We start from the raw sequence: 22,950 nt of genomic DNA on the forward strand, positions 1-22,950 counted from the left end.
TGCTCATCGCAGGAGATCGCGCCCGGCACAGACAGTCCGGAGCCCCCCTCAAGGCCGCGCCCGACCGAAACGCCACCGCTGTTCGTCTCAAGAACCGGCAGGCGCTTCAGCGTGTGCGCCCGAGGAACGGGTGAGGCCGGAATCCCTACCGAATACGATCCCTGCGCAAGCGTTTCCCCTTTCATCAGCACCGACAGTGGCCCAAGAACGGCGCCCTTTTCCATGGAGGTACTGTAAAGCACGATAGCCATATTCCCGACGGTGCATCCCTCACCGATCACGAGCTTGTCCGCCTTCATGACGCGATCTTCGAAAAGATGCGTCTGGACGGTCGCGCCGAGATTGAGAGCCGCATGATCGTGGATCTCCACGAGGTCGAATTCCGAGAACAGGGTTGTGTGCACGAACACCCAGCGGCCCACCTTGCAGCCGAATAATCCGAGGCAGTGCCCCGCATAGGGCGTTCCGAGAACCGGCTCCATGACGTTGGCCGCAAGCGACTCGAACACGCCGTTTATCACCTCGGTAAACCACACATAGCTCGACCACAGAGGCTTGATAACGGGATGAAACGTCCCGCGCAGCACCAGCTTGACCGCAGCGGAGACGAACAGCAACCCCATCGCCGACGCGAGGGACAGAAGCGGCGTGAAAAGGACCGTTTCTTCGAGAGCGTGCGTGTTGCGGATGGCGATCAGCGCGTAGCAGAATGCGACAAGGGCCGCGCCGGAAAGCCATCCCGGAAGGCAGATGCGGAGGAAGTCGACGCAGGCGCGCGCGAACACCATCGAACGTGACGGCTCGTAAGTCTTTGAGGGCGCGAAAGCGAAAGACTGCTGGACCGCAGACGGAGGCAATTCGAAGCCCGGCGAGCCAAGCCAGCGGCGGTTGGCTTCCAGCGGCGCTTTCGTCTGGGGCGGTGTCGACAGCACGCCGACGAGACTATCGTCGCCGACCGTTGTGCCCCCGGGGACGAAGGCGCTGTTGCCGACGAAGGTCTGCTCGCCGATGTTCACCGCCTCGATCGACAACACGCCGCCATGGATGCGACCGCCGCCGATGATGCAGGCATCGGCGAGAAAGCTGCCGCGCTTTACGGTGAGAAGGTCGGGACTGAACTGCATGACCGTCGAAACCTCGACGCCCTTGCCAATCCTCGCCCCGAGCAGGCGGAGTACGGTCGGAAAGAACAGCGTGGCGTAAAGCGGCTGAAGGATTTCACGCGTGTTGTTCAGAAGGTAGCTGAGGAACCAGTGCCGCAGATAGGTCAGACTGCGCACAGAGTAAGTGCCCGGCCGTATCCTCCCCAGTATAATGCGCTTTGTCAGCACGGCGCAGGCGATGTACCACAGCACACCGAGCGGCACCGCGACGAGAAGAGCGCCAGCGCCAGCGTATAGCCCATAATTGATGAGGGCGATGGCGACGAGAGCGATAGGCGGGAGCAGCGCCACGATCAGAAAATAGCCCATCAGATAGATCAGGACGAGATGGATGAGCCCCCACAGCCTCTCGCCGCCGCGGGGCGCCGTGTTGCCGGTGGGCAGACTGAAGTCGGCATGGACGGCAGGCACGCCGCGCCACTTCTCATCGGCTCGAAGGCGTGCGCCATCGGCGAGGAAAGACATGTCGTCGAGCGCGGAACCTGACGCCATTTCGACGTCGAGACCAAGCGCGCAGTGTTGTCCGATGAAGCAGCGTTTTCCGATGGTGAGAGGGGCGATTATGAGCATCCCGTCTTCCACGCGGCAGGCAAGCAATTGCGTTTCGGCGCCGATGCAAGCGCCGTCGCCGATCGTGACGAGATCGAAGGCCGTGCAATGCGCCGTTCCGATGACGCAATTCCTGCCGACACGCGCGCCCATGGCACGAAAATAAAGGCTCATCAGCGGCGAGCCCGCGAACATGGGTGCCCAGCTCAGCCTCTGAAACTTGCCAACAAACCACCAGCGAAAATAATACAAGCTCCAAAGCGGGTAACGGCCGGGCTTGTATCTGCCGATCACCAGCCATTTCGAGAGGATGCTCAATAACAGCATGGACGGCCAGATCAGGAACCCGGCCGCGCTCAGGATCAGCGCAGCATGCTCGGCAGTGGTCGTGCCTTCATAAGCCGATTTCAGAACGAGCACGGTCAGCGTTACAGGCGCGCTGAGGACGAGATAATACAAGCCGATTGAAAGCGTCTGCAGCCCCACGCAGAGCCAACGTTCCCAGGGTGGAACGAGCTTGAATGCGCGCAGGCTCGGCAGTTCATCTTGCTGGCCTCTGCCGGGACTCTCAACTCCTGCCGGCTGCTCATAGCCTTCGAGCGCCCCGGCAAGGGCTCGGATGGTTCGGTGCTGGTACAGGTGGCGCACCGACACGGAAGGCAGCCCGAGGCGTTCGCGCATTTCGGAGGCGACACGCGCCGCCAGCAGAGAATGGCCGCCGAGATCGAGGAAGAAATCGTCATCGACCGACACCGAAGGAGCGCCGAGGCACATTCCCCAGACTTCGGCGATGGCGCGCTCAAAGTCCGTTTCAGGAGCTGCCATCTGGCGGTCGCCCTTCAGAAGCGTCTGTGGCAGCGGAAGCTGCTTGCGATCCACTTTGCCGCTCGTCATCAGCGGCAGCGCATCGATCACGTCCAGATACTTCGGAACCATGTATTCCGGCACGCGGCGGCGCAGTAATTCCGCAAGCTCGGCGCGAATTTCGCCAGTGATTTCAGCGTTCGGCACGATAAAGGCGCCGAGTTCCCTGGAGCCGTTCAACTCGAAGACATTCACCGAAGCGGCAGCGACTCTCGGATGATCGAGAAGCACCGCTTCGATTTCCGGCAACTCGATCCTGAAGCCGCGAAGCTTGATCTGACCGTCGAGGCGCCCGAGGAAATAGAGTTCTCCGCGATGCCCGAGGCGCACCATATCGGATGTGCGATAAAGCCGTCCGCGCCTGCGCGACAGACAGTCGGGCAGGAAGCGCTCGGCTGTCTGGCTCGCGCGGTTTATATAGCCGGGGGACACGGCCTCGCCGCCGATGTAAAGCTCACCTTCTTCGCCAGGCCGCACCGGTCTGCCGCTTTCATCAAGGACGTAAATCGAATAGCCGGGCATGGCCGTGCCGATGCTGACGGGCTGACCCTCTCGGCATTCAGCAAGCGTCGCCACTACCGTCGCCTCGGTCGGACCGTACGTATTCAGCATACGACGGCCCGGCCTGGCCCACCGGGTGACGAGATCCGGCGGGCAAGCCTCACCGCCGAGCACCAGAAGCCGCACGTTCGGCAGATCGCGCGGGATCATCGCGAGAAACGACGGCACGGTCGAGAAATAGGAGACGCCCTCCTGCTCGATGAAGTCGGCAGCGTCGGAAGGGGAGCGTCCGATATCCTCCGTCGGGACGACGAGCGTTGCACCGGTTGAAAAGGCAGCCCAGATTTCTTCGACGGACGCATCGAACGCCACCGAAAACCCTTGATAGATCCGGTCGCTTCTCTTCACGCCGTAACTGGCTCTCATCGCCTTGACGAAGGCGAGCGCATTTCTGTGCGTGATCTTCACGCCCTTCGGGCGCCCAGTCGAGCCCGAGGTATAGATGGCATAGGCCGCGCTTGTCTGCCGCACCTGAACCGGGACGAGGCAAGCGGCCCCGATGCGACGGCGCGCGGCGCGCTCCTCATCGGCGTCGAGAAGCAGCCACTTGACGCTGTCGATCCTCTCCGCATTCTCCCGCCCCAAGGTGCCTTCAGACAGGACCAACGACACGCGCGCGTCATCGCAGATATCGACAATTCGTTCGGCGGGAAATTTCGGGTCGAGCGGCACGTAACCGGCGCCCGCTTTCAAAATACCGAGGATCGCGGCGAATAGATTTACCGACTTCCGGAAGTATATCCCGACGAGGCTTCCCGGTTTCACGCCATTGTCGATGCAACGGCGGGCAATTTTCGATGAGAGTCTGTCAAGCTGTGAATATGTAAGCGAAATGGAATCGCATTTTACGGCAACGCCGTGAGGCCACCTCTTCGCCTGCTGTTCAAACACGTGATGCAAAAGCATCGGACTGCGCATGCGATCATGCAACAAACGTCTTCTCGCCATAGTTCGGCTCCCGCATACGCGCAACGCTGCGCTCCGGCTCTGGTCGAGCTTAAGGTTTTATTGAAAGGGTCTCCGGACCGGCGAACCAAGCGGCGCCGCCCCATGAAGCCAAGGCTCACCATCGAGATCAGAGGCAGAGCGTCAGATAAGTTTCGCGCTGTGCGGCACAGCAAGCTTCATGGCTGACACGCGGCACAGAGTTTCTAATAACGATCCGGAAAGTAATCGTGCTGCTTGCTTTGAGAGATGCGCGCTTCATCGGATTTACGCTCACAAATCAACTTTTATGATCCGACTTATAGTTCAAACATATAAACATACATCTAAGATCATGTTTTTTCATTATGCGAATTGCTTGTATAGAATTACAACAAGCATTAGCGCTTCAATTATTTGTATTGAAGAAACATTCAGAAAGACTCGACAGCCGCTCCCGATCCGTACCGCGCGTTTGTCCGGTTTTCCGCAATCGTCACGCGGGCGCCTTGCTTTCCGCGTTTGCGCTTCCTAAAACCATTCAAGAGAACAAGCGCGCTCGCCAGCCCGAGCGGAACGGACCGATCATGGCAAAGACACTTTACGATAAAATCTGGGACGACCACGTCGTTGAAACGCAAGCGGACGGCACAAGCCTTCTCTATATCGACCGCCATCTCGTGCACGAGGTGACGAGCCCGCAGGCTTTCGAGGGACTTCGCACCGCCGGCCGCCGCGTTCGCGCGCCGCAAAAGACGCTGGCGGTCGTGGACCACAACGTGCCGACGACGGACCGCAGCCACGGCATCGACGACCCGGAAGCAGCCCTTCAGGTCCAGACGCTCGGCGAGAATTGCGCCGAATTCGGCATCGAATATTACAATGAACTCGACAAGCGGCAGGGCGTCGTCCACATCGTCGGGCCCGAACAGGGTTTCACGCTGCCCGGCACGACCATCGTCTGCGGCGACAGCCACACCTCGACGCATGGCGCTTTCGGCGCGCTCGCGCATGGCATCGGCACGTCCGAGGTCGAGCATGTGCTTGCCACGCAGACGCTGATCCAGAAGAAGGCGAAGAACATGCGCGTGACGGTGGACGGCATCCTGCCGGACGGCGTGACCGCGAAGGACATCATCCTTGCCATCATCGGCGAGATCGGCACGGCGGGGGGAACCGGTTACGTCATCGAATATGCGGGCGAAGCCATTCGCGCGCTGTCGATGGAAGGCCGCATGACGGTCTGCAACATGTCCATCGAAGGGGGCGCGCGCGCCGGCCTTGTCGCGCCGGACGAGAAGACCTTCGCCTATATCGCGGGCCGTCCGCGCGCGCCGAAAGGCGCCGCCTGGGAACTCGCGCGGAAATACTGGGAAACCCTGCCTTCCGACGCGGGCGCGCATTTTGACCGTGAAATCAAGCTCGACGCTTCTTCGCTGCCGCCCATCGTCACCTGGGGCACGAGCCCCGAAGACGTGGTGTCGATCACCGGCACCGTACCCGACCCGGCGAAGGTCGCCGACGAAGGCAAGCGGGCGGCCGTCTCGCGTGCGCTCGCTTATATGGGCCTTGAGCCGGGCATGAAGATGACGGACATCGCCATCGACCGTGTGTTCATCGGGTCCTGTACCAACGGGCGCATCGAAGATCTGCGTGCCGCCGCCGCGATCGTCGAAGGCCGCCGCGTCGCCGAAACGGTGAAGGCCATGGTCGTGCCGGGTTCCGGCCTCGTGAAGGAGCAGGCCGAGGCCGAAGGGCTCGACGAGATCTTCCTCGCGGCTGGCTTCGAGTGGCGCGAACCGGGTTGCTCGATGTGCCTTGCGATGAACGCCGACAAGCTCAGCCCCGGCGAGCGCTGCGCCTCGACCTCCAACCGCAATTTCGAGGGCCGTCAGGGCTTCAAGGGCCGCACGCATCTCGTCTCGCCCGCGATGGCGGCGGCGGCGGCGGTCGCGGGCCGGTTCGTCGACGTGCGCGACTTCGGCAAACGCTGAGCATCTGCTGAAATCCGATCCCGCGCGAAACCATGCGTGCGGGATCTTTTCCCGGCGATCAGCACAGCACCCACCGCATCAGGGCGCGGTCCTTCAACTGCAAACGGCTCTTGATGAGATCCGGTTGGGCCGTCGGGCGCGACGCGGAGCGGATGCGGCTGCTTTTGCTCGCGAAGGCATCCCTTGCCTGTCAAGAGAGCGGCGAAGTCGAGATGTGGTGGTTGTCGATCAGCTTTTCTGCGTCAATCGAGTCCGCAAAACGCGCCTCAGCCATTGCTTGGCGCGTCTTGTCGGGAACCGGACGCGCGCTCTAAAGCCAGCCCGCGAGCGGTTCGGCGCGCAGCATATCATCATAGGTCGGGCGCGGACGCACCACCGCATAATCGGCGCCGTTCACGAGCACCTCGGGAACGAGCCGCCGGGTGTTGTAGGTCGACGACTGCGCCGCGCCGTAGGCGCCCGCCGTCATCACCGCGATGAGATCGCCCGGAGCGACGTCCGGCATATCGCGGTCTTTCGCGAGAAAATCGCCCGTTTCACACACAGGGCCGACGACATCGGCGCGTCCGGCGCTGGCGTTTCGCTGCGCTTCGTTTACCGGCCAGATGTCGTGATAGGCATCGTACAGCGTCGGACGAACGAGGTCGTTCATGCCCGCATCCACGATGACGAAGCGCTTTTCGCCGCTGTGCTTCGTGTAGATGACCTGCGAGACGAGGATGCCCGCATTGCCGACGATGATGCGCCCCGGCTCGAACAGCAGTTTCGCGCCGAGGCGGTTCGACAGGCCGATGACGATTTCGGCATAATCGCTCGGGAGCGGCGGAATTTCCTGATCCCAGCGATAGGGAATGCCGAGCCCGCCGCCGAGATTGACATAGGAAATCGTGTGCCCATCGCGGCGGAGATCTTCCACGAGGTTCGCCATCAGGTCGAAGGCGTCGCGGAACGGCTCCATATGCGTGATCTGGCTGCCGATGTGCATATGCACGCCCGCCACGTCCAGGCCGGGAAGATCGCGGGCGAGCGCGTAAAGCGCGCGGGCATCACGCCAGCTTACGCCGAATTTGTGCTCGGACTTGCCCGTGGAAATCTTGGCGTGCGTCTTCGCGTCCACGTCTGGGTTGATGCGGAACGCGATGCGCGCCGTCTTGCCCCGTTCGCTCGCCACCCGCGACAACGCGCGAAGCTCTGCCTCGCTCTCGACGTTGAAGCCGTAAATGCCCGCGTCGAGCGCGAAGGCCATCTCGCCCTCGGTCTTGCCGACACCCGAGAAGACGATCTTTCCCGCCGGGATGCCAGCCGCCAGCGCGCGCCGGATCTCGCCTTCCGAGACGACATCCGCTCCGGAGCCGAGCTTCGCCAGCGTGCGGATCACGGACACATTGGAGTTGGCCTTGATGGCATAGCAGACGAGCGCATCCTGCCCGGTGAAAGCGTCCGCGAACACGCGATAATGGCGCTCTATCGTGGCGGAGGAATAGCAGTAAAATGGTGTGCCAACCTCGCGAGCGATAGCGTCGAGAGCGACACCTTCGGCATGAAGGATGCCGTTCTTGTAAGAAAAATGATGCATGACGCGAGTTTAGCGCAGAAGCGGGTCCAGAATGAAGGGCCGATCCGGGTCAACCTTTCCTTTTGCGTCTTTCGGCACATCCGGCGGCGGAAGCGGACGTTGAAGGTCGGTTCTCTTGCCGCAGGCCGACAGCCCGAGCGCGAGCACAAAAGCCAGTACCAGATTGCGACTCAAGCCAGTCATCGTATCCCCGTCACCGCGCCCGAAGCTTATGTCGAAGGCTTGACCAAGCCTACACCTCGCGTACATCGCTGACGGACAAACGAATGGTGCCGCCCCGCAGTCTCATCCACGCGATCCCTGCTCCGTCTTTACCGCGAAGTTCCGGCGGCTTCCAGCTTCTTCAGCCAGATTTCGGCCGCCGCCTTCACATTTTGCGGCGCTGTGCCTCCAAAGCTGCGGCGGCTTTCCACAGACTTATCCACGTTCAGCACGTCGAAAATGCGCTCCGTGATACGCGGTTCGACGTCCTGCATATCCTTCAGCGGCACTTCGTGGAGATCGACACCCAGGTTTTCGGCGTGTTTCACGATCCGGCCCGTGACGTGATGCGCTTCGCGGAACGGAAGCTGCGCATGCAGCACGAGCCAGTCAGCAAGGTCGGTCGCGGTCGAGAAGCCTTGCCCGGCGGCGTCGCGCATGCGCTCAGGCACGGGCTCCATGTCTTCGATCATGCCCGTCATCGCCGCGAGGCCGAGCGACAGCGCGTCGATGGCCAGGAACACGGCTTCCTTGTCTTCCTGCATGTCCTTGGAATAGGCGAGCGGGAGCCCCTTCATCACCGTCAGCAGCGAAACGAACGCGCCGGCGACGCGGCCCACCTTCGCGCGCACAAGTTCGGCGGCGTCGGGATTGCGCTTCTGCGGCATGATCGACGAGCCGGTGGTGAAGCGGTCGGACAGCGTGATGAACCGGAAGCCCGCGCTGAACCAGACGACGATCTCTTCCGACAGGCGCGAGAGGTGCGTGGCGCAGATAGCGGCGGCGGCGAGCGCCTCAAGCGCGAAGTCGCGCGAGGACACGGAGTCGAGCGAGTTCGCGAGCGGACGCTCGAACCCGAGCGCTGACGCCGTCATGTGCCGGTCGATTGGGAAGGATGTGCCCGCAAGCGCGGCCGCTCCGAGCGGGCTTTCGTTCACACGCTTTCTGGCGTCGGCGAAGCGGCCCCGGTCGCGGTCCAGCATCTCGACATAGGCGAGGCAGTGGTGGCCGAACGTGACCGGCTGGGCAACCTGCATGTGCGTGAAGCCCGGCATGATGGTGGCGGCGTGAGCGTCCGCCTTCCTTGCGAGCGCGAGCTGGAGCGCCGCGATCTGCTCGTCGAGGTGGTCTATCGCGCCGCGAATATAAAGGCGGAAATCCGTCGCTACCTGATCGTTGCGCGAGCGGCCCGTGTGGAGCTTGCCCGCGACCGGCCCGATGAGATCCTTCAGCCGCGCTTCGACCGCCATGTGGATGTCTTCATATTCGCGGCGAAACTCGAAGCGCCCGCCCTCGATCTCCTCGCGCACGACATCGAGACCCGCGACGATCGCGTCTGCCTCTTCCGCCGTCACGATCCCGCACGCGCCGAGCATCTTCGCATGCGCCTGGGACGCGCGGATGTCTTCGGCGTAGAACCGCTGGTCGAACGAAATGGAGGCGTTGATTTCCTCCATGATCTCGGCGGGCTTTGTCTCGAAGCGCCCGCCCCACATTTTATTGGCCATCGCTGTCATTCGCCTCGCGGAACGAATTCGACATTTGAGCCCCGGTTGTTGCGAGCGCTCTCTCAAATGTCAAATGAAGGCTCCACGACAATCATAGAGTTGTTAGCGTTCCCCCATGATCGACACTTGCTCGCGAGGATTGGCAACCGGATGCAAATGCCGAACGAGGACCGCTAGAGGGCTTAAAGCGCAGCATTAGCGCGCTGCCGCCGAATGTACAAGCGGGCTTGGGCACCAATATATCAGCTTTTTCAGCAGCCTAAAATTTGGGCACCAACCCGGCCCCTGCGCACCGGCCGGGAACGCCTGCGCGGCTCAAGCATTGATATCACGACGGTCTTTTGGCGCGCCGTGCTTGAGCGCCGTCCGCCGGATGGAGGATTATCATGGAACGTGGCATTGAGACGACCCGACGCAGCCGCATCGATCTTGCCGAATGGCGCGGCAGGGACGTGACACGGAACTACGAGCTGGGCGAGAGCATGGTGCCCGCCGAACGCCTGAGACGCTCGCGCGAGCGAACTGAAATCTTCAGCGCCAGCCATGAGGGCGATACGGGCGAGGAAGGTCGCGTTGACGTTCAGACTTTCCCGACCGCGAGAGACATGATGGCACTCGGCTATGCCTACGCCTATGGAAAGGGTCTGGCCGATCGCAGGACGAAGACACTCCGCGTGCGCGGGATGGGCACGCGCTGATTTTCGCTGATGTGTGAAGGGCGAGGTTGCAGGGGCGATCTCGCCCTTGATCGTGCGGGCGGCAACTCTCGGCGCGTCGTGCGTTCGACAAAGGTTTTGCGTCCTTCAGGCGCCTTGACTGAACGACGCGCCTGATGAAAAGCTTCCGCTTATGGGAACCGGGAACGACGACGGCGGAGCGCGGAGGCAGGGCCTCATCATATATGGTCTTGCCGCGGCCGGGGCGCTCGCGGTGATGGCGGTCGGCATGCTCATGGATCGCGCTTCGATCGTGCCCGACGAGCCGCGTGCGGGGGCGGTCACGGTTCCGGCGCCTGCCGAGTCCGGCAAGTTCATCCGGCACGCAAGGCCCGTCACCCTGCCCGCAGTTTCCTTCAACGATGCGGACGGCAAGGCGCGCTTCCTTTCGGAGTGGCGCGGCAAGGTCGTGCTGCTTAACATCTGGGCGACGTGGTGCCCTCCCTGCATCCGCGAAATGCCCGCGCTCGACAAGCTTCAAGCCCAGAAGGGCGGCGAGCATTTCGCTGTCGTGGCCGTCAGCACCGATCGCAGCGGCCTTGGCAAGCCGAAGGCCTTTTATGATCGTGTCGGCATCAAAAATCTCCCGCTCTTCAATGAGGCGAGCGGCGACTTGAGCGTCGCTCTCGACGCGGACCGCCTCCCCCTGACGATCATCCTCGACAGCGAAGGCCGGGAGGTTGCACGTTACTACGGCGCGGAGGAATGGGACAGCGAGGAAGTCTTCGCCAAGGTCATGGCGATGGCGGGGGCGAAATCGGCAGCGACGCGCCGCTGAGGATCGCACGCTGCGATCTGAGCGTAATTCCGCTCTACGCGGCGGCCGCCTTCACGGTTTCGGCCAGTTTCTTGAGCGTGAAGGGCTTCGGCAGAAAGATGAAGTTTTCGTCCGCCGCGAGGTTTTTACGGAAAGCTTCCTCCGCGTAGCCCGACATGAATACGATGCGAATGTCCGGATTTCGCTGACGCAAATGGCGCAAAAGGGTTGGGCCATCCATCTCGGGCATCACGACGTCGCTCACCACGAGGTCGACCTGACCTTCGTGACGATCCATGATTTCGAGCGCCTCGACGCCGCTCGCCGCTTCGAGAACGGTGTAGCCGCGGGTAGCGAGTGCACGAGACGCGAAGGAACGCACGGCGTCTTCGTCCTCAACCAGCAGGACGGTCGCCTTGCCGGTGAGATCGACGGTCTGTTCGGGCACTTCGCTGCGGGTTTCGAGGGCTTTCAGGTCGAGTTCGGTTTCGACATAGCGCGGCAGGAAGATGCGGAACGACGATCCTTTTCCGATCTCGCTGTCGACGAGGATCGTGCCGCCTGTCTGCTTCACGATGCCGTAAACGGTGGAGAGCCCGAGGCCCGTCCCCTTGCCGACCTCTTTCGTCGAGAAAAACGGATCGAAGATCTTTTCCAGAATCTCGGGCTTGATGCCGGTGCCGGTGTCCCGAACCTCGACCGTGACATACTCGCCTCGCTCGACGCCGCGATCCTTGAGAAGAAGGGACTCGCGTTCGCTCACATTGGCGGTGGAGATGGTGATTTCGCCGCCGTCGGGCATTGCATCCCGCGCGTTCACCGCGAGGTTCATGATGACCTGGAAAAGCTGACCCTCGTCGGCCTTCACGAACCACAGATCGCGGCCGTGCTGCACCCTGGCCTTGACCTTTTCGCCGAGCGTTCGGCCCATCGTCGCCTGGAATTCCTCGATGACGTCCGTCAGCCTGAGAATGGCGGGGCGCAAGGTCTGGCGACGCGAATAGGCCAGGATCTGCTTGACGAGTTCCGCCGCGCGGGTCGCGTTGTTCTTGATGTTCATCAAGTCCTTGAACGCGGGATCGGACGCGCGGAAGCGGCGCAGGAGCAAGTCAGAAAAGCCGATGATGGCTGTAAGCAGGTTGTTGAAGTCGTGCGCGATGCCGCCGGCGAGTTCGCCCACGGCCTGAAGTTTCTGTCCTTGCGCCGCCTTCTCGTCGGTGAGCGCGCTTGCGACGGGTTCAGCCGCCGTTATCACGAGATGGTTTCCGTCAGCCGCCGGAAAGATCACAAGGCGAACGCGGCGGTTGATCGCGTCCTTTGGAGCGGCGTGAAGCTCGACCGGAGCGGGATTCGCATCCGGCGCGGAGAGTAAAGCCGCAATCTTTTCCTTCACCGTCTGGGCGGAGGCTTCGGCAAGCAGCGAGGCCAACGCCTTTCCGTGAATGTCGGGCGCCTGCGAACCGTCCGTGCCTTCGGTGCCGAAGATCCGGCGGAAAACGTCGTTGGCGCCGAGGATGACGCCTTTCGTGTTCAGAATGGCCATCGCTTCGGGTGCGCAGGCGACGATCGTCTCGAACGCCTCGTCCAGTCGCCCGGTTGCGGCATCCGCAGGCGTGACAAGCCACACTCCGCCGCCGTTCAGGGTGTCCGCCAGATGCAACCCGGCCTGCCGGGTAAAGCCGGTGGCGCTCACCACCTGAACCTGAATGTTGCCCCCCGCCTTGGCGATGACATCGCGAAGTCGCGCGCGCGTGAGCGGATTGCCGCGCCGCGTTCTGAAGAGCGACCATGCCTCCCTGCCGACCGGGGAGCCACCGGCAAGCTTCTCGAAGGCCTTGTTCGCGCTCTGAACGCTGAGATCCTTGTTGACCGTAAGGGCGGCCACGGGGAGCATTTCGAGCAAATCGGGGGTGCGGCGCTCGCCCGATGCATCCTTCCTGAATTGCTCGACATGCCATAAGAAAAACTGTGCCCGGTTCCCCTGATCGCCGATGGGGGTTATCCCGAGAATCGCCGTTTCACCTCCCGCCAAATTCGGGAGAACAATGGTTTCCGTGTGCTTCCTGCCTTCGCGACCGGCGGAAAGAAGGCGGAAAACGGCAGCCGCGGTTTCGCGGTCGCGATCGCCGAGCCGCGAGAGGCTCTGATCGACGCCGAGGCCCCCCACGATTGTCATGAAGCTATCGCTGCAACCCTGAATGATCCCTTTCCTGTTGGTCACGGCGATCGCGCCGGGATGCGCCCGGACGATGTCGTGGGCGGTGTCGCCGGTCGTTGCCTCCGAGGGCTTGAACTGGATCTGGCCCGTCGCGAAAAGCACGCCGCCTGCGGCGCCTGCGAACGCGAAAAGCGCGAGCGCCGCCTCACCCTGGCCGACGAGAGACAGCGTCACCGCGGCAGCGGCGCCCGCACCGACAGCTATGCTGCCCCAATGGGGCGTTTTCTGCGCCAACGCCATCGACCGAGTTCCCATTCGTCACCTCATCAACGGCCCCACCATGGAGTGATTCGGCTTGCCTCAAGGCTCACACATGGAACGTCACCGTCGCGCGCGATGCGTTAAGAAAAGCTTACCATGGTCTGCGCACGGCGCATCGCGGCGGCTTCAATCGCACTTGATGACGCCAGAGAGGATTGCACCGAGCATGATCACGCCCATCACGCCGAGGATATTCTCCGCCCAAGAGACAGCGCGCAGCGTCGCAGGTGGAAGCGTCGTCTCGGCGTTCGGTCGGTTATACTGCGCGGCGGCGGCAGATCAGCGTGGAGGCGATGGTCGCAAGCCCTCTGTCCATTCGCTCGGGGTGATTGGATGAGAATCCAACTTCTTCTGCTGGCCCAACTCAGGTTCTGTTAGTCCCTCAATGAACCTGCGGCCTTCTGGCGTCAGATCTAAGGTTGTGTGTTCTAGTGTTAACGTAACGCCATCAACTCGTCTGTTAGCAACGGCAGGCTTAAATGTTACTTCAAAAAATCCATCTTGCTTAAGGAATGAAGTTAGAATTCTCCAGTCTCCCGACAAGCATTTCTTGGATACTTCTACGCCTTCCAGTATTTCCTTTTTTGAATCCTCGATTATGCGTCTCTCAATATCGCTATATCGACCATTAAGCATCATTAGATTAGACTTAATCTTCTTTAGACTCAGGTGGTTCAAATCCCTTGGATTGTTACCTTTTTTCTTCCGGCCGTGACAATTCTTGCAAAGGACGATCATATTTTCAAAGCTATGTCGTCCTACCGTGGACCATTCAATGATGTGATCTATATCGAGCGGCTCTGTAGCGCGGCAGACGGCACAGCGATACCCAGCCTCAATCATCAGACTTCTTTCCAACTCCGCTGGTATTCGGCTACGTGAAGATTTCTTTCTAGGCATTTTAGCTCGCTTCCCGGAACCGCTCCGCCGCCTGCAGATCCACGCTGACGAGCTGGCTCACGCCCTTCTCCTGCATGGTGACGCCGAACAGCCGGTTCATGCGCGCCATGGTCATCGGGTGATGGGTGATGACGAGAAAGCGCGTCTCGGTGGAGCGCGACATCTCCTCCATCATGGTGCAGAAGCGGTCCACGTTGGCGTCGTCGAGCGGCGCGTCCACCTCGTCGAGCACGCAGATCGGCGACGGGTTCGTGAGGAACACCGCGAAGATGAGTGCGAGCGCGGTCAGCGCCTTTTCACCGCCCGAAAGCAGCGTGAGCGTCTGCGGCTTCTTGCCGGGCGGGCGGCAGAAGATTTCGAGGCCGCTTTCCAGCGGGTCGTCGCTTTCGATGAGTTGCAGTTCGGCCTCGCCGCCGCCGAACAGGATCTGGAAGAGTCGCACGAAATGCGCTTGCACCGTGTCGAACGCTTCGAGCAGGCGCTTGCGGCCTTCCTTGTTGAGGCTCGCAATGCCGGTGCGCAGCTTGCCGATGGCCTCCTGAAGGTCGGCGCGCTCCTTCTCCATGCCGTCGAACTCGCCGCCGAGCGCCGCCGCTTCTTCCTCGGCGCGCAGATTGACGCCGCCGAGACGCTCGCGCTCCGCCTTGAGCTTTACGATCTGCTGTTCGATCTCCTGCGGCGGAGGAAGCGCCGCGTCTTCCTCCAGGCCGACCGCTTTCAGGATCTCCGGCGGCTGACACTCGAAGGTGTCGCGGATCGCGTTCGCGTATTCCGCGCGGCGCTCGCGCGCGGCTTCGAGCCGCGCTTCAATGCGGGCGCGGGTTTCGCGCGCGGTTGAAAGCCCGGACTGCGCATCGCGGAGCGCGCGGTCTGCATCGCGCAGGCTGTTCGTGGCGGCGGCAAGTTGGTCGGCGGCGGCCTTGCGTGCGGTTTCGGCCTGCCCGATCTCGGTGAGGATCTTGTTCCGCCGGTCCGCGATCTTCGCCGGAAGCTCCTCCGCCTCAGCCAGTTCCGCCCGGATGCCGTCGAGCCGCTCGGCGAGGCTGTTGATCTGCGCATTCGCGCTCTTGGTGCGCTGGAGCCAGCGAAGCCGCTCCTCGCCGATCTGCTTCAGGCGGAAGACGCGGGCGCGGATGTCGCGGTCGATGCCGTCGAGCGCGGCCTTGGCCTGGGTGTAGACGTCGCGCGCGGCGGCGGCGCGCTCCTTGAGCCGCGCCAGCTCCGCTTCGGCCTGATCGACCGGGCGAGCCTCTTCGAGCGCGGCCTGCGCATCTTCACGGGCGGCTTCGGCCTCCTCGCGCGCATAGGCGGCGCGTTCGCGCGCTTCCTCGATATTGCGAAGCTTGTTCGCCTCCTCCATCGCGGCGCGCTCGGCCTGCGAGAAGGTTGCGCGCTTTTGCGCCAGTTGAGCCTGCGCCGCGCGAACGGCTTCGCGAAGCCGCTTCTCCGACGCCTGCGCCTCGGTCGCGGCATTCTGCGCCGCAAGGCGCTCGGCTTCGGCGCGGTCTGCGGCTTCGCGCACCTCGTCGAGCTGCTCTTCCAATCCGGTGAGGCGGTTGCGCTCGGCGAGGCGGCGCGCGGCAGCGGACGGTGCGTTTGCGGCGGAGACGAACCCGTCCCAGCGCCAGAGGTCGCCCTCGCGCGTCACGAGGCGCTGGCCGACGGCCAAACTCGCCTTCAGCCGCTCGCCTTCGTCGCGGCTCGCCACGACGCCGATCTGCGCGAGACGGCGCGAAAGCTCAAGCGGACCGCGCACGAAATTCGACAGCCGTTCCGCGCCATAAGGCAGCGCGGGATCGCCGCCCGCATCGCTGACGAGCGTCCAGCGTGTCGGGGCGTTCTGATCGGCCGTTACGTCGAGATCGTCGCCGAGCGCAGCGCCCAGTGCGGCCTCATAGCCGGGCGAAACGGAGATCTGGTCGACGATGGGCTTGAACCGGCCCGCGTCGGACGGCTTCAGCAACTTGATGAGCGTGGCCACCTCGGTTTCGAGGCTCTTCGCGCGGAGCCGCGCGGCCCCGGCTGCATCGCGCGTGTCCTTCTCGCGCTGGCGAGCCGCCGCGACGGCTTCCTCCGCCGCGATGATATCGCCTTCGATGGTCTCGATCTGCGCTTCGAGCATGGCGACGTCTTCGCGCAAATCTTCCACGGGCGAAGCGGCCTCGGCCCTTGCGCGAAGGTCTGCCAATTGCCGTGAAAGCTCGGCTTCCTGCTGCGCGAAGCGGCCAGCGCGGCTGCCGTGTTCGCCGATCTGCGCCTCAAGCTGGCGGCGCTCGGCGCGAAGCTCGGCTACCTTCGCCGTGAGCGCGTTGAGCGTTTCTTCCGCCTCGCCAAGCCCCTCCATCGCGTTTTCTGCGCGCGCCTCGGCTTCCGCCCGCGCCTCGGTGCCATCGCCAAGCGCGCGCAGGGCTTCTTCGTCGCGGTCGAACTTTTCGAGCAGCTCCCGCGCCTCCGCGATGGCGGCATCCTCGCGCTCGGCGTCCGCCTGCACCTGCACGAGACGCGCGCGAAGCTCGGCCTCGCGCTCCTTCGCGCGGGCTTCCTCGCGGTCGAGCGTGTTGCGCTCAACCTCGATGCGATGGAGTACGGCGGCGCGCGTCGCTTCCTCGTCGCGCAACGGCTGGAGCGCATCCGCCGCCTCGGCCTGAAGCCGCAGGGCAGCCGCTTCGGCCTGGGTGAACTGCCCGACAGCGCGCAAGGCTTCGAGAAGCTGCGCTTCCTCGCTCTGCACGGCTGCGTTCGCCGCCGAATAATGCAGATGCTGCTGCATCGCTTCGAGCTTGCGAAGCTCGGTCGTCAATTCGCGATATTTCTGCGCCTGCCGGGCTTGCCGTCTGAGGCTTGCAAGCTGATTGCCGAGCTGGCCCAGCACGTCCTTCAGGCGTTCGAGGTTTGCCTCGGCGGCCTTCAGCCGAAGTTCGGCTTCATGGCGGCGCGTATAGAGGCCCGCGATGCCCGCCGCGTCTTCGAGGATGCGGCGGCGATCCTGCGGCTTCGCGTTGATGAGCTGGCCGATGGTGCCCTGCTGGACCATCGCCTGGCTGCGCGCGCCGGTCGCCGCGTCGGCGAACAGGATCTGCACGTCCTTCGCGCGGACTTCCTTGCCGTTGACCTTGTAAACGGACCCGGCCTCGCGCTGGATGCGGCGCGAGATTTCGAGCACATCGGCGTCATTGAAGGCGGCGGGCGCGGTGCGCTTCGTGTTGTCGATGGCAACCATCACCTCGGCCATGTTTCGGGCCGGGCGCTTGTCGGTGCCGGAGAAGATGACGTCGTCCATCGCCGACGCGCGCATGGTCTTGTAGGACGTTTCGCCCATCACCCAGCGCAGCGCTTCGAGCAGGTTCGACTTGCCGCAACCGTTCGGCCCGACGACACCCGTCAGGCCGGGCCCGATGAGAAGTTCGGTCGGCTCCACGAAGGATTTAAAGCCAAGAAGCCTAAGCCGTGTGATCTGCACAAGTCTTGCCCTTCCGTTTCACCGCCCGGTCACGCCCGCCAAGCCGTGGACGCGAGCGGATCGCGTCAGGCCGGATTGCCGGAACCGTGCTGCTGGGGCTGCGGCTGCTGCGCCGTTGGCGCGGCGGGATTCGCCAGCGCAGCCTCGATAACCGGCTGCAACTCTTCGAACGACACGGCACCGGCCATTTTCTTGCCGTTCACGAAGAATGTCGGCGTGCCCGAAACGCCGAAGCCCCGGCCCCGCTGCTTCACCAGGACCAACGCATCATTAATGCTTTGATTCGTGAGGCACTCGTCAAACTTGTCCCGCTTTATTCCTGTGAACTTCACAGCATTATAAATGTCGTCGGGCTTAACCTCCTGCGCAACCCATGTCTGTTGCGTCGACAGAAGCTTCTCCACGACCTTGGAATAGTCCTTCTGCGGGAGGCAGCGGCTCAGAACGGCGGTGGCGGCGGCCGCCTTGCCGATCGGATAGTCGCGCAGGACGAGCTTCACCTTGCCCTTGTCGATATAGGCCTTTTTCAGCTTCGGCAGCGTCTCAGCGTGAAACTTCGCGCTGTTCGCGCAGGTGAACGACAGATATTCGACGATGGTCACCGGGGCGGTCGCCTTGCCGATGACCTGATCGCCGAGCGGGCCCGGCTCCGCGAGATCCGCCGCCGAGATCAGCTTCTCGGACTTCGGCTTGTCCGCGTCAGCCTGGGCACTTTCGTCCGAACCAAGCGACAGCGACGGAAGCGAGGGCATGGATGGCATGGCGGGCAATGAAACGCCACCGGTGCAGCCGGCCAGAAGTGCCGCGAAAGACGCCGCGCCGACAAGACGCGCTACGTTTGAAAAGGTCATCGGTCCCACCCGTTGCTTGCCCCTCGAAGTCGAGATGACGCCTCCCTCAAGGCTCGCCTCGACCTTCACATACTGGGCTCTATGAATGAAAAACGCCGCTTTCGCGGCGCCTCATGTTGCTTATTGCGTGCCGAGATACGGTTTCACCGCTTCAGCGAAAGCCTCGATCGTGGGTGCGCCGTCGAACTTCTTGCCATTGATGAAGAACGTCGGCGTTCCGTGCACGCCCTGCTTCTCTCCGAGTTCACGGACGGCCAGCACCTTCTTCTGAAGGTCTTCGTTTGCAAGGCACTTGTTGAACTCGGCATCGTTCAGCCCCGCCTGCTTCGCATAGAGCTTCAGCGGCGTCAGTGCATCTTGCTTGAAGGCCCAGTCTTCCTGCTTCTGGAAGAGGAGATCGTTGAAGGCGAAGAAGCGGCTCGAATCGAGGCAGCGCGCGAGCACGGAGCCCGCGAAGGCCGCGTCGTTCAGCGGAAACTCGCGCTGCACGTAACGAACCTTGCCGGTTTCGATGAACTGCTTCTTGAGTTCCGGCAGCACATTGCGATGGAAGGTCGCGCAATGCGGACATGAAAGCGAGGAATACTCGATGATCGTCACGGGCGCATCGGCCTTGCCAAGCGCCTGATCGGGCAGGGCGGGTTGTGCCGCTTCCTGCGCCGCGGCCGGGGAAACGAAGTGACCGTCGGCTATTGTGGACAAGCCCAGAACAAGAGCCATGGCCGCCACCGGGGCGTAGACTGCAAACTTCAGTTTCGAGGACACGAGCGCTCTCCCAGAATTAAATCCGCGTTTGCGATGTTTTGGAGCGCGCGACAACAAAATTCAAGCATGACCGTGCAAGAGCCTGGGGAGACGCGGTCAGAGGCCGCGCGCCTTTCGACCTTCGGCCATCCGGGCAAGCGCGGCGGCGAGGCGATCTTGCGGCTGCGGAATTGCGGCTTGCGGCTCCGGCGTCGCGGATGGGGTGCCGCCTGTCGAGGCGGCGGCGCCTGGCGACGCGGTTTCTCCCTGCAAGGACGAAGCGGGCCGGATCGGTGCGCGGCGAGCCGGCCTTGCGGGCTTCGCCGCGATTGGCCCCTGCACGATCCGGAGCGCACTCACCGCGCGGAAGCCGAGCGTGCGATTGATCCGTTCCACGAGCTGCGGCGCGATATATTGCACGTCGAGCGCCTTCGCCGGGTCCACCTTGAGGAGCAGCACCGATGGCGGTGTGCGCCCTTCGAAGCCGGGTTCCGGCGCGCCTTTCGTCAGGCGCTCGGGCTTCGTATGCGCCGCAAGGCTTTCGCCCGCGATCGCCGGCCACTCGGCCAGAAGCTCCGCCATGACCGTGCCGCCCCGCGCGAGCGTCTTGCCCGCGACCGGCGCAATGAATCGCCCGACGGAAACCGGGCCTTTGTAAGGAACCGCCGGCGCGCTCGCGCCGCTGCTCTTGCCGTGTTCGTTGAAGACCGCCATAGCTTGGGCGATGGCTGATTCGAGGCATGACATGAAGGCGCGAAACGCCAGGTGCCCCCGTTTGGTGTGCGCATGATGCAGAAGAAGCACAGCGCGCGGGCCGCCTTCGCCGCCGGGAGCTTCCAGCGCGCACTGCTTCGCTGGTATGACGCCGCGCGGCGTGATCTCCCGTGGCGTGCGAAACCCGGCGAGCGCGTCGACCCTTACCGCGTTTGGCTTTCGGAGATCATGCTTCAGCAGACGACCGTGAAGGCGGTCATTCCCTATTTCGAGGCGTTCACGCGGCGTTGGCCGACCGTCGAAGCGCTGGCCGCCGCCTCGCGCGACGACGTGCTCGCCGCGTGGGCGGGGCTCGGCTACTACTCGCGGGCGCGGAACCTGCACGCGTGCGCGCAAGCGCTCGCCGAGCGCGGCTTCCCTGCCGACGAGGAGGGTCTGCGCGCGCTGCCGGGCGTCGGCGCCTACACCTCGGCGGCCATTGCGGCCATCGCCTTCAATCTGCCCGCCGCCGTTGTCGACGGGAACGTGGAGCGTGTGCTTGCGCGCGTATTCGCGATCGAGACGCCGCTTCCCGCCGCCAAGGCGGAGCTGCGAAAGCTCGCGGCCGAATTGACGCCCGAATCGCGCCCCGGCGATTACGCGCAGGCGATGATGGACCTCGGCGCGGGCCTTTGCAGTCCGCGCACCCCTTCGTGTCTCATGTGTCCGGTTCGCGCGTTCTGCGCCGCCGCCGGGACGGGGGATGCGGAGCGTTTTCCATTGCGGGCGGCCAAGGCAGCGAGACCGACCCGACGAGGCGAAGCCTTCGTCATCGTTCGCGGCGGCTGCATCCTGCTTCGTCGGCGCGCGGACAAGGGCCTGCTCGGCGGCATGATGGAAGTGCCGATGTCGGAATGGGTGGTCGATGACGTGGTTGCGAGCACGGAAGCTGTGCGGCCGAAGCGGGGCCGAGCGAAGGCCGATGCGGCGGGCAAAGCGTTCGACTTGCGCACCGATGCTGCGGTTTCGGGCATCGGATCGCAGGCAAACAAGGTGGCGTGGCGGCAGGCGCGCACCGTCCAGCACACCTTCACGCATTTTCATCTGGAACTTCGCGTATTCGCGGCGGACGCGAACGCAGACCCCTCGGCTGCGGCGGTATTTTCCGGCGAATGGGCCGCGCTCGACGATCTCGCCGCCTTCGCCCTTCCCTCCGTCATGAGGAAGGCCGTCGCGTCCGGTCTCGAAGCGCTGGGCCTCCCCATGCAGCCGACGCGCTAAAACAAACGAACGTCGGCGGCTGGCAGCGCTTCCAGCAGGGCGTCGAGCGTTTTCAACGTCGACAGGTCCGCGCGCCCGTCCACCAGCGCGGGCCGGAAATGGCGCTGGAACGCCCTTACCACAATCCTCGTGGCGTCATCGTATTCGCCGGTGACGTCGATGCCGTAGCCGTAGGCCGCCAGCTTCTTTTGCACCTTGCGCACGGCGCCGCCGCACGATCCCGTGTCGAGCGTGTCTCCTTCCACGATCGGCGCGGGTTCGACCCAATGGCCGATGCCGCCGAGCGCCAGCCATGCCCAGTTGAATTTCTCGCCGGGGTCTTCCTTGCGGGCGGGCGCGATGTCCGAATGGGCGAGAACATGGCGTGGCGCGATGCGGTTGCGCGCAATGATGTCGTGGCAGAGCTTTTCGACGGCGAACATCTGCGCGAGCGGAAAGTCGGGATAGCCGAGGCCGTGGCCGGGATTGTGAATCTCGATGCCGATGGAGCGGGAATTCACATCGTCGCGGCCTTCCCACATCGAAAGCCCCGCATGCCAGGCGCGCAGGCTTTCGGGCACGAGTTGCGTGATCGCGCCCGCCTCGTCCACGACATAATGGCAGGAAACCCCCGACTCCCGAAGCGCGAGCCAGCGGATGGCCGCTTCGGCGCTTTCCATGCCCGTGTAGTGCAGGATGAGGATGTTCGGGCTCGTGCACCCGCGCCGTTCCTCGCGGTTTTCGGCGGCGACGATGCGCGAAACAAGCCCGGAGTCGGGTTCAAATGGGGTCTCAATTTCGGATGTCATGCTGGCTGTACGCTACGCTTTCTGAGGCTGAGCCGTTCGCCTGTCCGGCTTCCGTTGCTAAACGGCGAGACGGGATTGCCGGATCTCGTCATAGGCCGCGTTGATGGCGGCGAGTTTCTTCGTGGCGATCTCGACGAATTCGGCGGGCACGCCGCGCGCGATGAGCTTGTCCGGATGGTTTTCCGCGACGAGCTTGCGATACTTCGCCTTGAGGTCCGCGTCCGAAATGTTCGGCGACACGGAAAGCACGGTGTAGGGGTCGTACAACTCGCAGCGATAATGCCGCCCGCGGATGCCCATGTAGTCCATGTGGGTAAAGCCGAATTCCTTCGCCACATCGGCAAGGAACTGATCCTCGGCCGGAAGAAGCTGGCCATCGGAAATAGCGATATGGAACAGGCCGTCAAGAACGTCTTCAAGCAGTTGGCGGTCGTTGCGCAGAAGGCGGCCAAGCTGTCGCGCATACATCTCGAAGCCAGCGACGTCCTGCTTCGCGAGATTGAAGACGCGCGCGACGTTGTGCTCCTCCCCCGGCGGGATCTTGAACACTTCCTTGAACGCCTTGATCTCGCTTATCGTGACGACGCCATCGGCCTTTGCCATCTTCGCCCCGAGCGCGATCACACCCATGGTGAAGGCGACCTGCTTGTCGTGGGCCGAATCCGACAGGGTGCGATCCACCGCGTGGCCAGCCACGCCGCCGAACAGCGCCCCGAGCGGCCCGCCGAAAGCGAGGCCCGCCGCCGCTCCGGCAAGTTTTCCCCAAATTGACATCGTTTCGGATCCAGCCGCCAAAGCGAAGTTGCAGCAGGTATCCTAGCCGAAAGCCGGTTGAAAAAGAAAGGGGATAGCGCCGCAGGAGCCTTTACAGTTTATCGGCCTTCCGAAGGAGACCAAATCTTCGGTCTCTTTTTGTCCGCATGCCAGTCTGGATGCGCCTG

Annotated in this window: 16 protein-coding genes; 4 read left to right on the forward strand and 12 right to left on the reverse strand. The window is 63.2% G+C overall.

The window, feature by feature from the left end; genetic code table 11:
• A partial coding sequence (locus QM659_RS12635; protein ID WP_415188672.1) for a Pls/PosA family non-ribosomal peptide synthetase occupies window positions 1–4,085 on the reverse strand: 4,085 nt, incomplete at its 3' end.
• A 563-nt stretch (window positions 4,086–4,648) separates the two neighbouring features.
• On the opposite strand from QM659_RS12635, the gene leuC reads away from it, so the two are divergent.
• Window positions 4,649–6,055, forward strand: coding sequence for a 3-isopropylmalate dehydratase large subunit (gene leuC / locus QM659_RS12640; RefSeq protein WP_415188673.1), 1,407 nt, complete (start codon window positions 4,649–4,651; stop codon window positions 6,053–6,055).
• Window positions 6,056–6,365: 310 nt separating this feature from the next.
• Here the strand turns inward: leuC and lysA are convergent, their stop codons facing one another.
• From lysA to argH, 3 genes are all read right to left on the reverse strand, one after another.
• On the reverse strand, window positions 6,366–7,631 hold the full coding sequence (lysA, locus tag QM659_RS12645; RefSeq protein ID WP_303482209.1) for a diaminopimelate decarboxylase: 1,266 nt from the start codon (window positions 7,629–7,631) through the stop codon (window positions 6,366–6,368).
• 9 nt (window positions 7,632–7,640) lie between these two features.
• On the reverse strand, window positions 7,641–7,814 hold the full coding sequence (locus QM659_RS12650) for a lipoprotein (protein ID WP_164729912.1): 174 nt from the start codon (window positions 7,812–7,814) through the stop codon (window positions 7,641–7,643).
• Window positions 7,815–7,942: 128 nt separating this feature from the next.
• Window positions 7,943–9,340, reverse strand: coding sequence for an argininosuccinate lyase (gene argH / locus QM659_RS12655; protein WP_415188674.1), 1,398 nt, complete (start codon window positions 9,338–9,340; stop codon window positions 7,943–7,945).
• A 386-nt stretch (window positions 9,341–9,726) separates the two neighbouring features.
• Between argH and QM659_RS12660 the strand changes: the two genes are divergently transcribed.
• Both QM659_RS12660 and QM659_RS12665 read left to right on the forward strand, forming a co-directional pair.
• Window positions 9,727–10,038, forward strand: a complete 312-nt coding sequence (locus QM659_RS12660; RefSeq protein ID WP_127076897.1) for a hypothetical protein — start codon at window positions 9,727–9,729, stop codon at window positions 10,036–10,038.
• Window positions 10,039–10,189: 151 nt separating this feature from the next.
• Window positions 10,190–10,834, forward strand: coding sequence for a TlpA family protein disulfide reductase (locus QM659_RS12665; RefSeq protein ID WP_303482217.1), 645 nt, complete (start codon window positions 10,190–10,192; stop codon window positions 10,832–10,834).
• Between the two features lie 34 nt (window positions 10,835–10,868).
• Here the strand turns inward: QM659_RS12665 and QM659_RS12670 are convergent, their stop codons facing one another.
• From QM659_RS12670 to QM659_RS12695, 6 genes are all read right to left on the reverse strand, one after another.
• The gene (locus QM659_RS12670; RefSeq protein ID WP_415188675.1) at window positions 10,869–13,286 is read right to left on the reverse strand and encodes an ATP-binding protein; all 2,418 of its coding nucleotides are present in this window, start codon (window positions 13,284–13,286) and stop codon (window positions 10,869–10,871) included.
• Between the two features lie 285 nt (window positions 13,287–13,571).
• Window positions 13,572–14,192: an HNH endonuclease gene (locus QM659_RS12675; protein ID WP_415188676.1), complete on the reverse strand. Its 621-nt coding sequence runs from the start codon at window positions 14,190–14,192 to the stop codon at window positions 13,572–13,574.
• Window position 14,193: 1 nt separating this feature from the next.
• Complete coding sequence (locus QM659_RS12680; protein WP_415188677.1) at window positions 14,194–17,652, reverse strand: chromosome segregation SMC family protein; 3,459 nt, start codon at window positions 17,650–17,652, stop codon at window positions 14,194–14,196.
• Window positions 17,653–17,717: 65 nt separating this feature from the next.
• Complete coding sequence (locus tag QM659_RS12685) at window positions 17,718–18,503, reverse strand: DsbA family protein (RefSeq protein ID WP_127078669.1); 786 nt, start codon at window positions 18,501–18,503, stop codon at window positions 17,718–17,720.
• Between the two features lie 120 nt (window positions 18,504–18,623).
• Entirely contained in the window at window positions 18,624–19,268 is a 645-nt protein-coding gene (locus QM659_RS12690; protein WP_303482229.1) for a DsbA family protein, read from the reverse strand.
• Between the two features lie 96 nt (window positions 19,269–19,364).
• The gene (locus tag QM659_RS12695; RefSeq protein ID WP_415188678.1) at window positions 19,365–19,994 is read right to left on the reverse strand and encodes a DUF721 domain-containing protein; all 630 of its coding nucleotides are present in this window, start codon (window positions 19,992–19,994) and stop codon (window positions 19,365–19,367) included.
• Window positions 19,995–20,033: 39 nt separating this feature from the next.
• Here QM659_RS12695 and mutY point away from each other — a divergent pair, with 39 nt between their 5' ends.
• Complete coding sequence (gene mutY / locus QM659_RS12700; RefSeq protein ID WP_415188679.1) at window positions 20,034–21,221, forward strand: A/G-specific adenine glycosylase; 1,188 nt, start codon at window positions 20,034–20,036, stop codon at window positions 21,219–21,221.
• On the opposite strand, the gene QM659_RS12705 is transcribed toward mutY, so the two are convergent.
• Together QM659_RS12705 and QM659_RS12710 are read right to left on the reverse strand one after the other, a co-directional pair.
• Window positions 21,218–22,009: an N-acetylmuramoyl-L-alanine amidase gene (locus tag QM659_RS12705; protein WP_415188680.1), complete on the reverse strand. Its 792-nt coding sequence runs from the start codon at window positions 22,007–22,009 to the stop codon at window positions 21,218–21,220. The two genes, mutY and QM659_RS12705, sit on opposite strands and share 4 nt — an antisense overlap.
• 57 nt (window positions 22,010–22,066) lie before the next feature.
• On the reverse strand, window positions 22,067–22,783 hold the full coding sequence (locus QM659_RS12710; RefSeq protein ID WP_303482241.1) for a TerB family tellurite resistance protein: 717 nt from the start codon (window positions 22,781–22,783) through the stop codon (window positions 22,067–22,069).
• Between the last annotated feature and the right edge of the window lie 167 nt (window positions 22,784–22,950).

It is taken from the genome of Rhodomicrobium sp. (assembly GCF_047605405.1).
GTDB lineage: Bacteria > Pseudomonadota > Alphaproteobacteria > Rhizobiales > Rhodomicrobiaceae > Rhodomicrobium > Rhodomicrobium lacus.

Bases quoted from the DNA above. Each gene is read 5' to 3' on its own strand.
- leuC (WP_415188673.1), top strand. From the start codon at position 4,649: ATGGCAAAGACACTTTACGATAAAATCTGGGACGACCACGTCGTTGAA.
- lysA (WP_303482209.1), bottom strand. From the start codon at position 7,631: ATGCATCATTTTTCTTACAAGAACGGCATCCTTCATGCCGAAGGTGTC.
- QM659_RS12650 (WP_164729912.1), bottom strand. From the start codon at position 7,814: ATGACTGGCTTGAGTCGCAATCTGGTACTGGCTTTTGTGCTCGCGCTC.
- argH (WP_415188674.1), bottom strand. From the start codon at position 9,340: ATGGCCAATAAAATGTGGGGCGGGCGCTTCGAGACAAAGCCCGCCGAG.
- QM659_RS12660 (WP_127076897.1), top strand. From the start codon at position 9,727: ATGGAACGTGGCATTGAGACGACCCGACGCAGCCGCATCGATCTTGCC.
- QM659_RS12665 (WP_303482217.1), top strand. From the start codon at position 10,190: ATGGGAACCGGGAACGACGACGGCGGAGCGCGGAGGCAGGGCCTCATC.
- QM659_RS12670 (WP_415188675.1), bottom strand. From the start codon at position 13,286: ATGGGAACTCGGTCGATGGCGTTGGCGCAGAAAACGCCCCATTGGGGC.
- QM659_RS12675 (WP_415188676.1), bottom strand. From the start codon at position 14,192: ATGCCTAGAAAGAAATCTTCACGTAGCCGAATACCAGCGGAGTTGGAA.
- QM659_RS12685 (WP_127078669.1), bottom strand. From the start codon at position 18,503: ATGACCTTTTCAAACGTAGCGCGTCTTGTCGGCGCGGCGTCTTTCGCG.
- QM659_RS12695 (WP_415188678.1), bottom strand. From the start codon at position 19,994: ATGTCATGCCTCGAATCAGCCATCGCCCAAGCTATGGCGGTCTTCAAC.
- mutY (WP_415188679.1), top strand. From the start codon at position 20,034: ATGATGCAGAAGAAGCACAGCGCGCGGGCCGCCTTCGCCGCCGGGAGC.
- QM659_RS12705 (WP_415188680.1), bottom strand. From the start codon at position 22,009: ATGACATCCGAAATTGAGACCCCATTTGAACCCGACTCCGGGCTTGTT.
- QM659_RS12710 (WP_303482241.1), bottom strand. From the start codon at position 22,783: ATGTCAATTTGGGGAAAACTTGCCGGAGCGGCGGCGGGCCTCGCTTTC.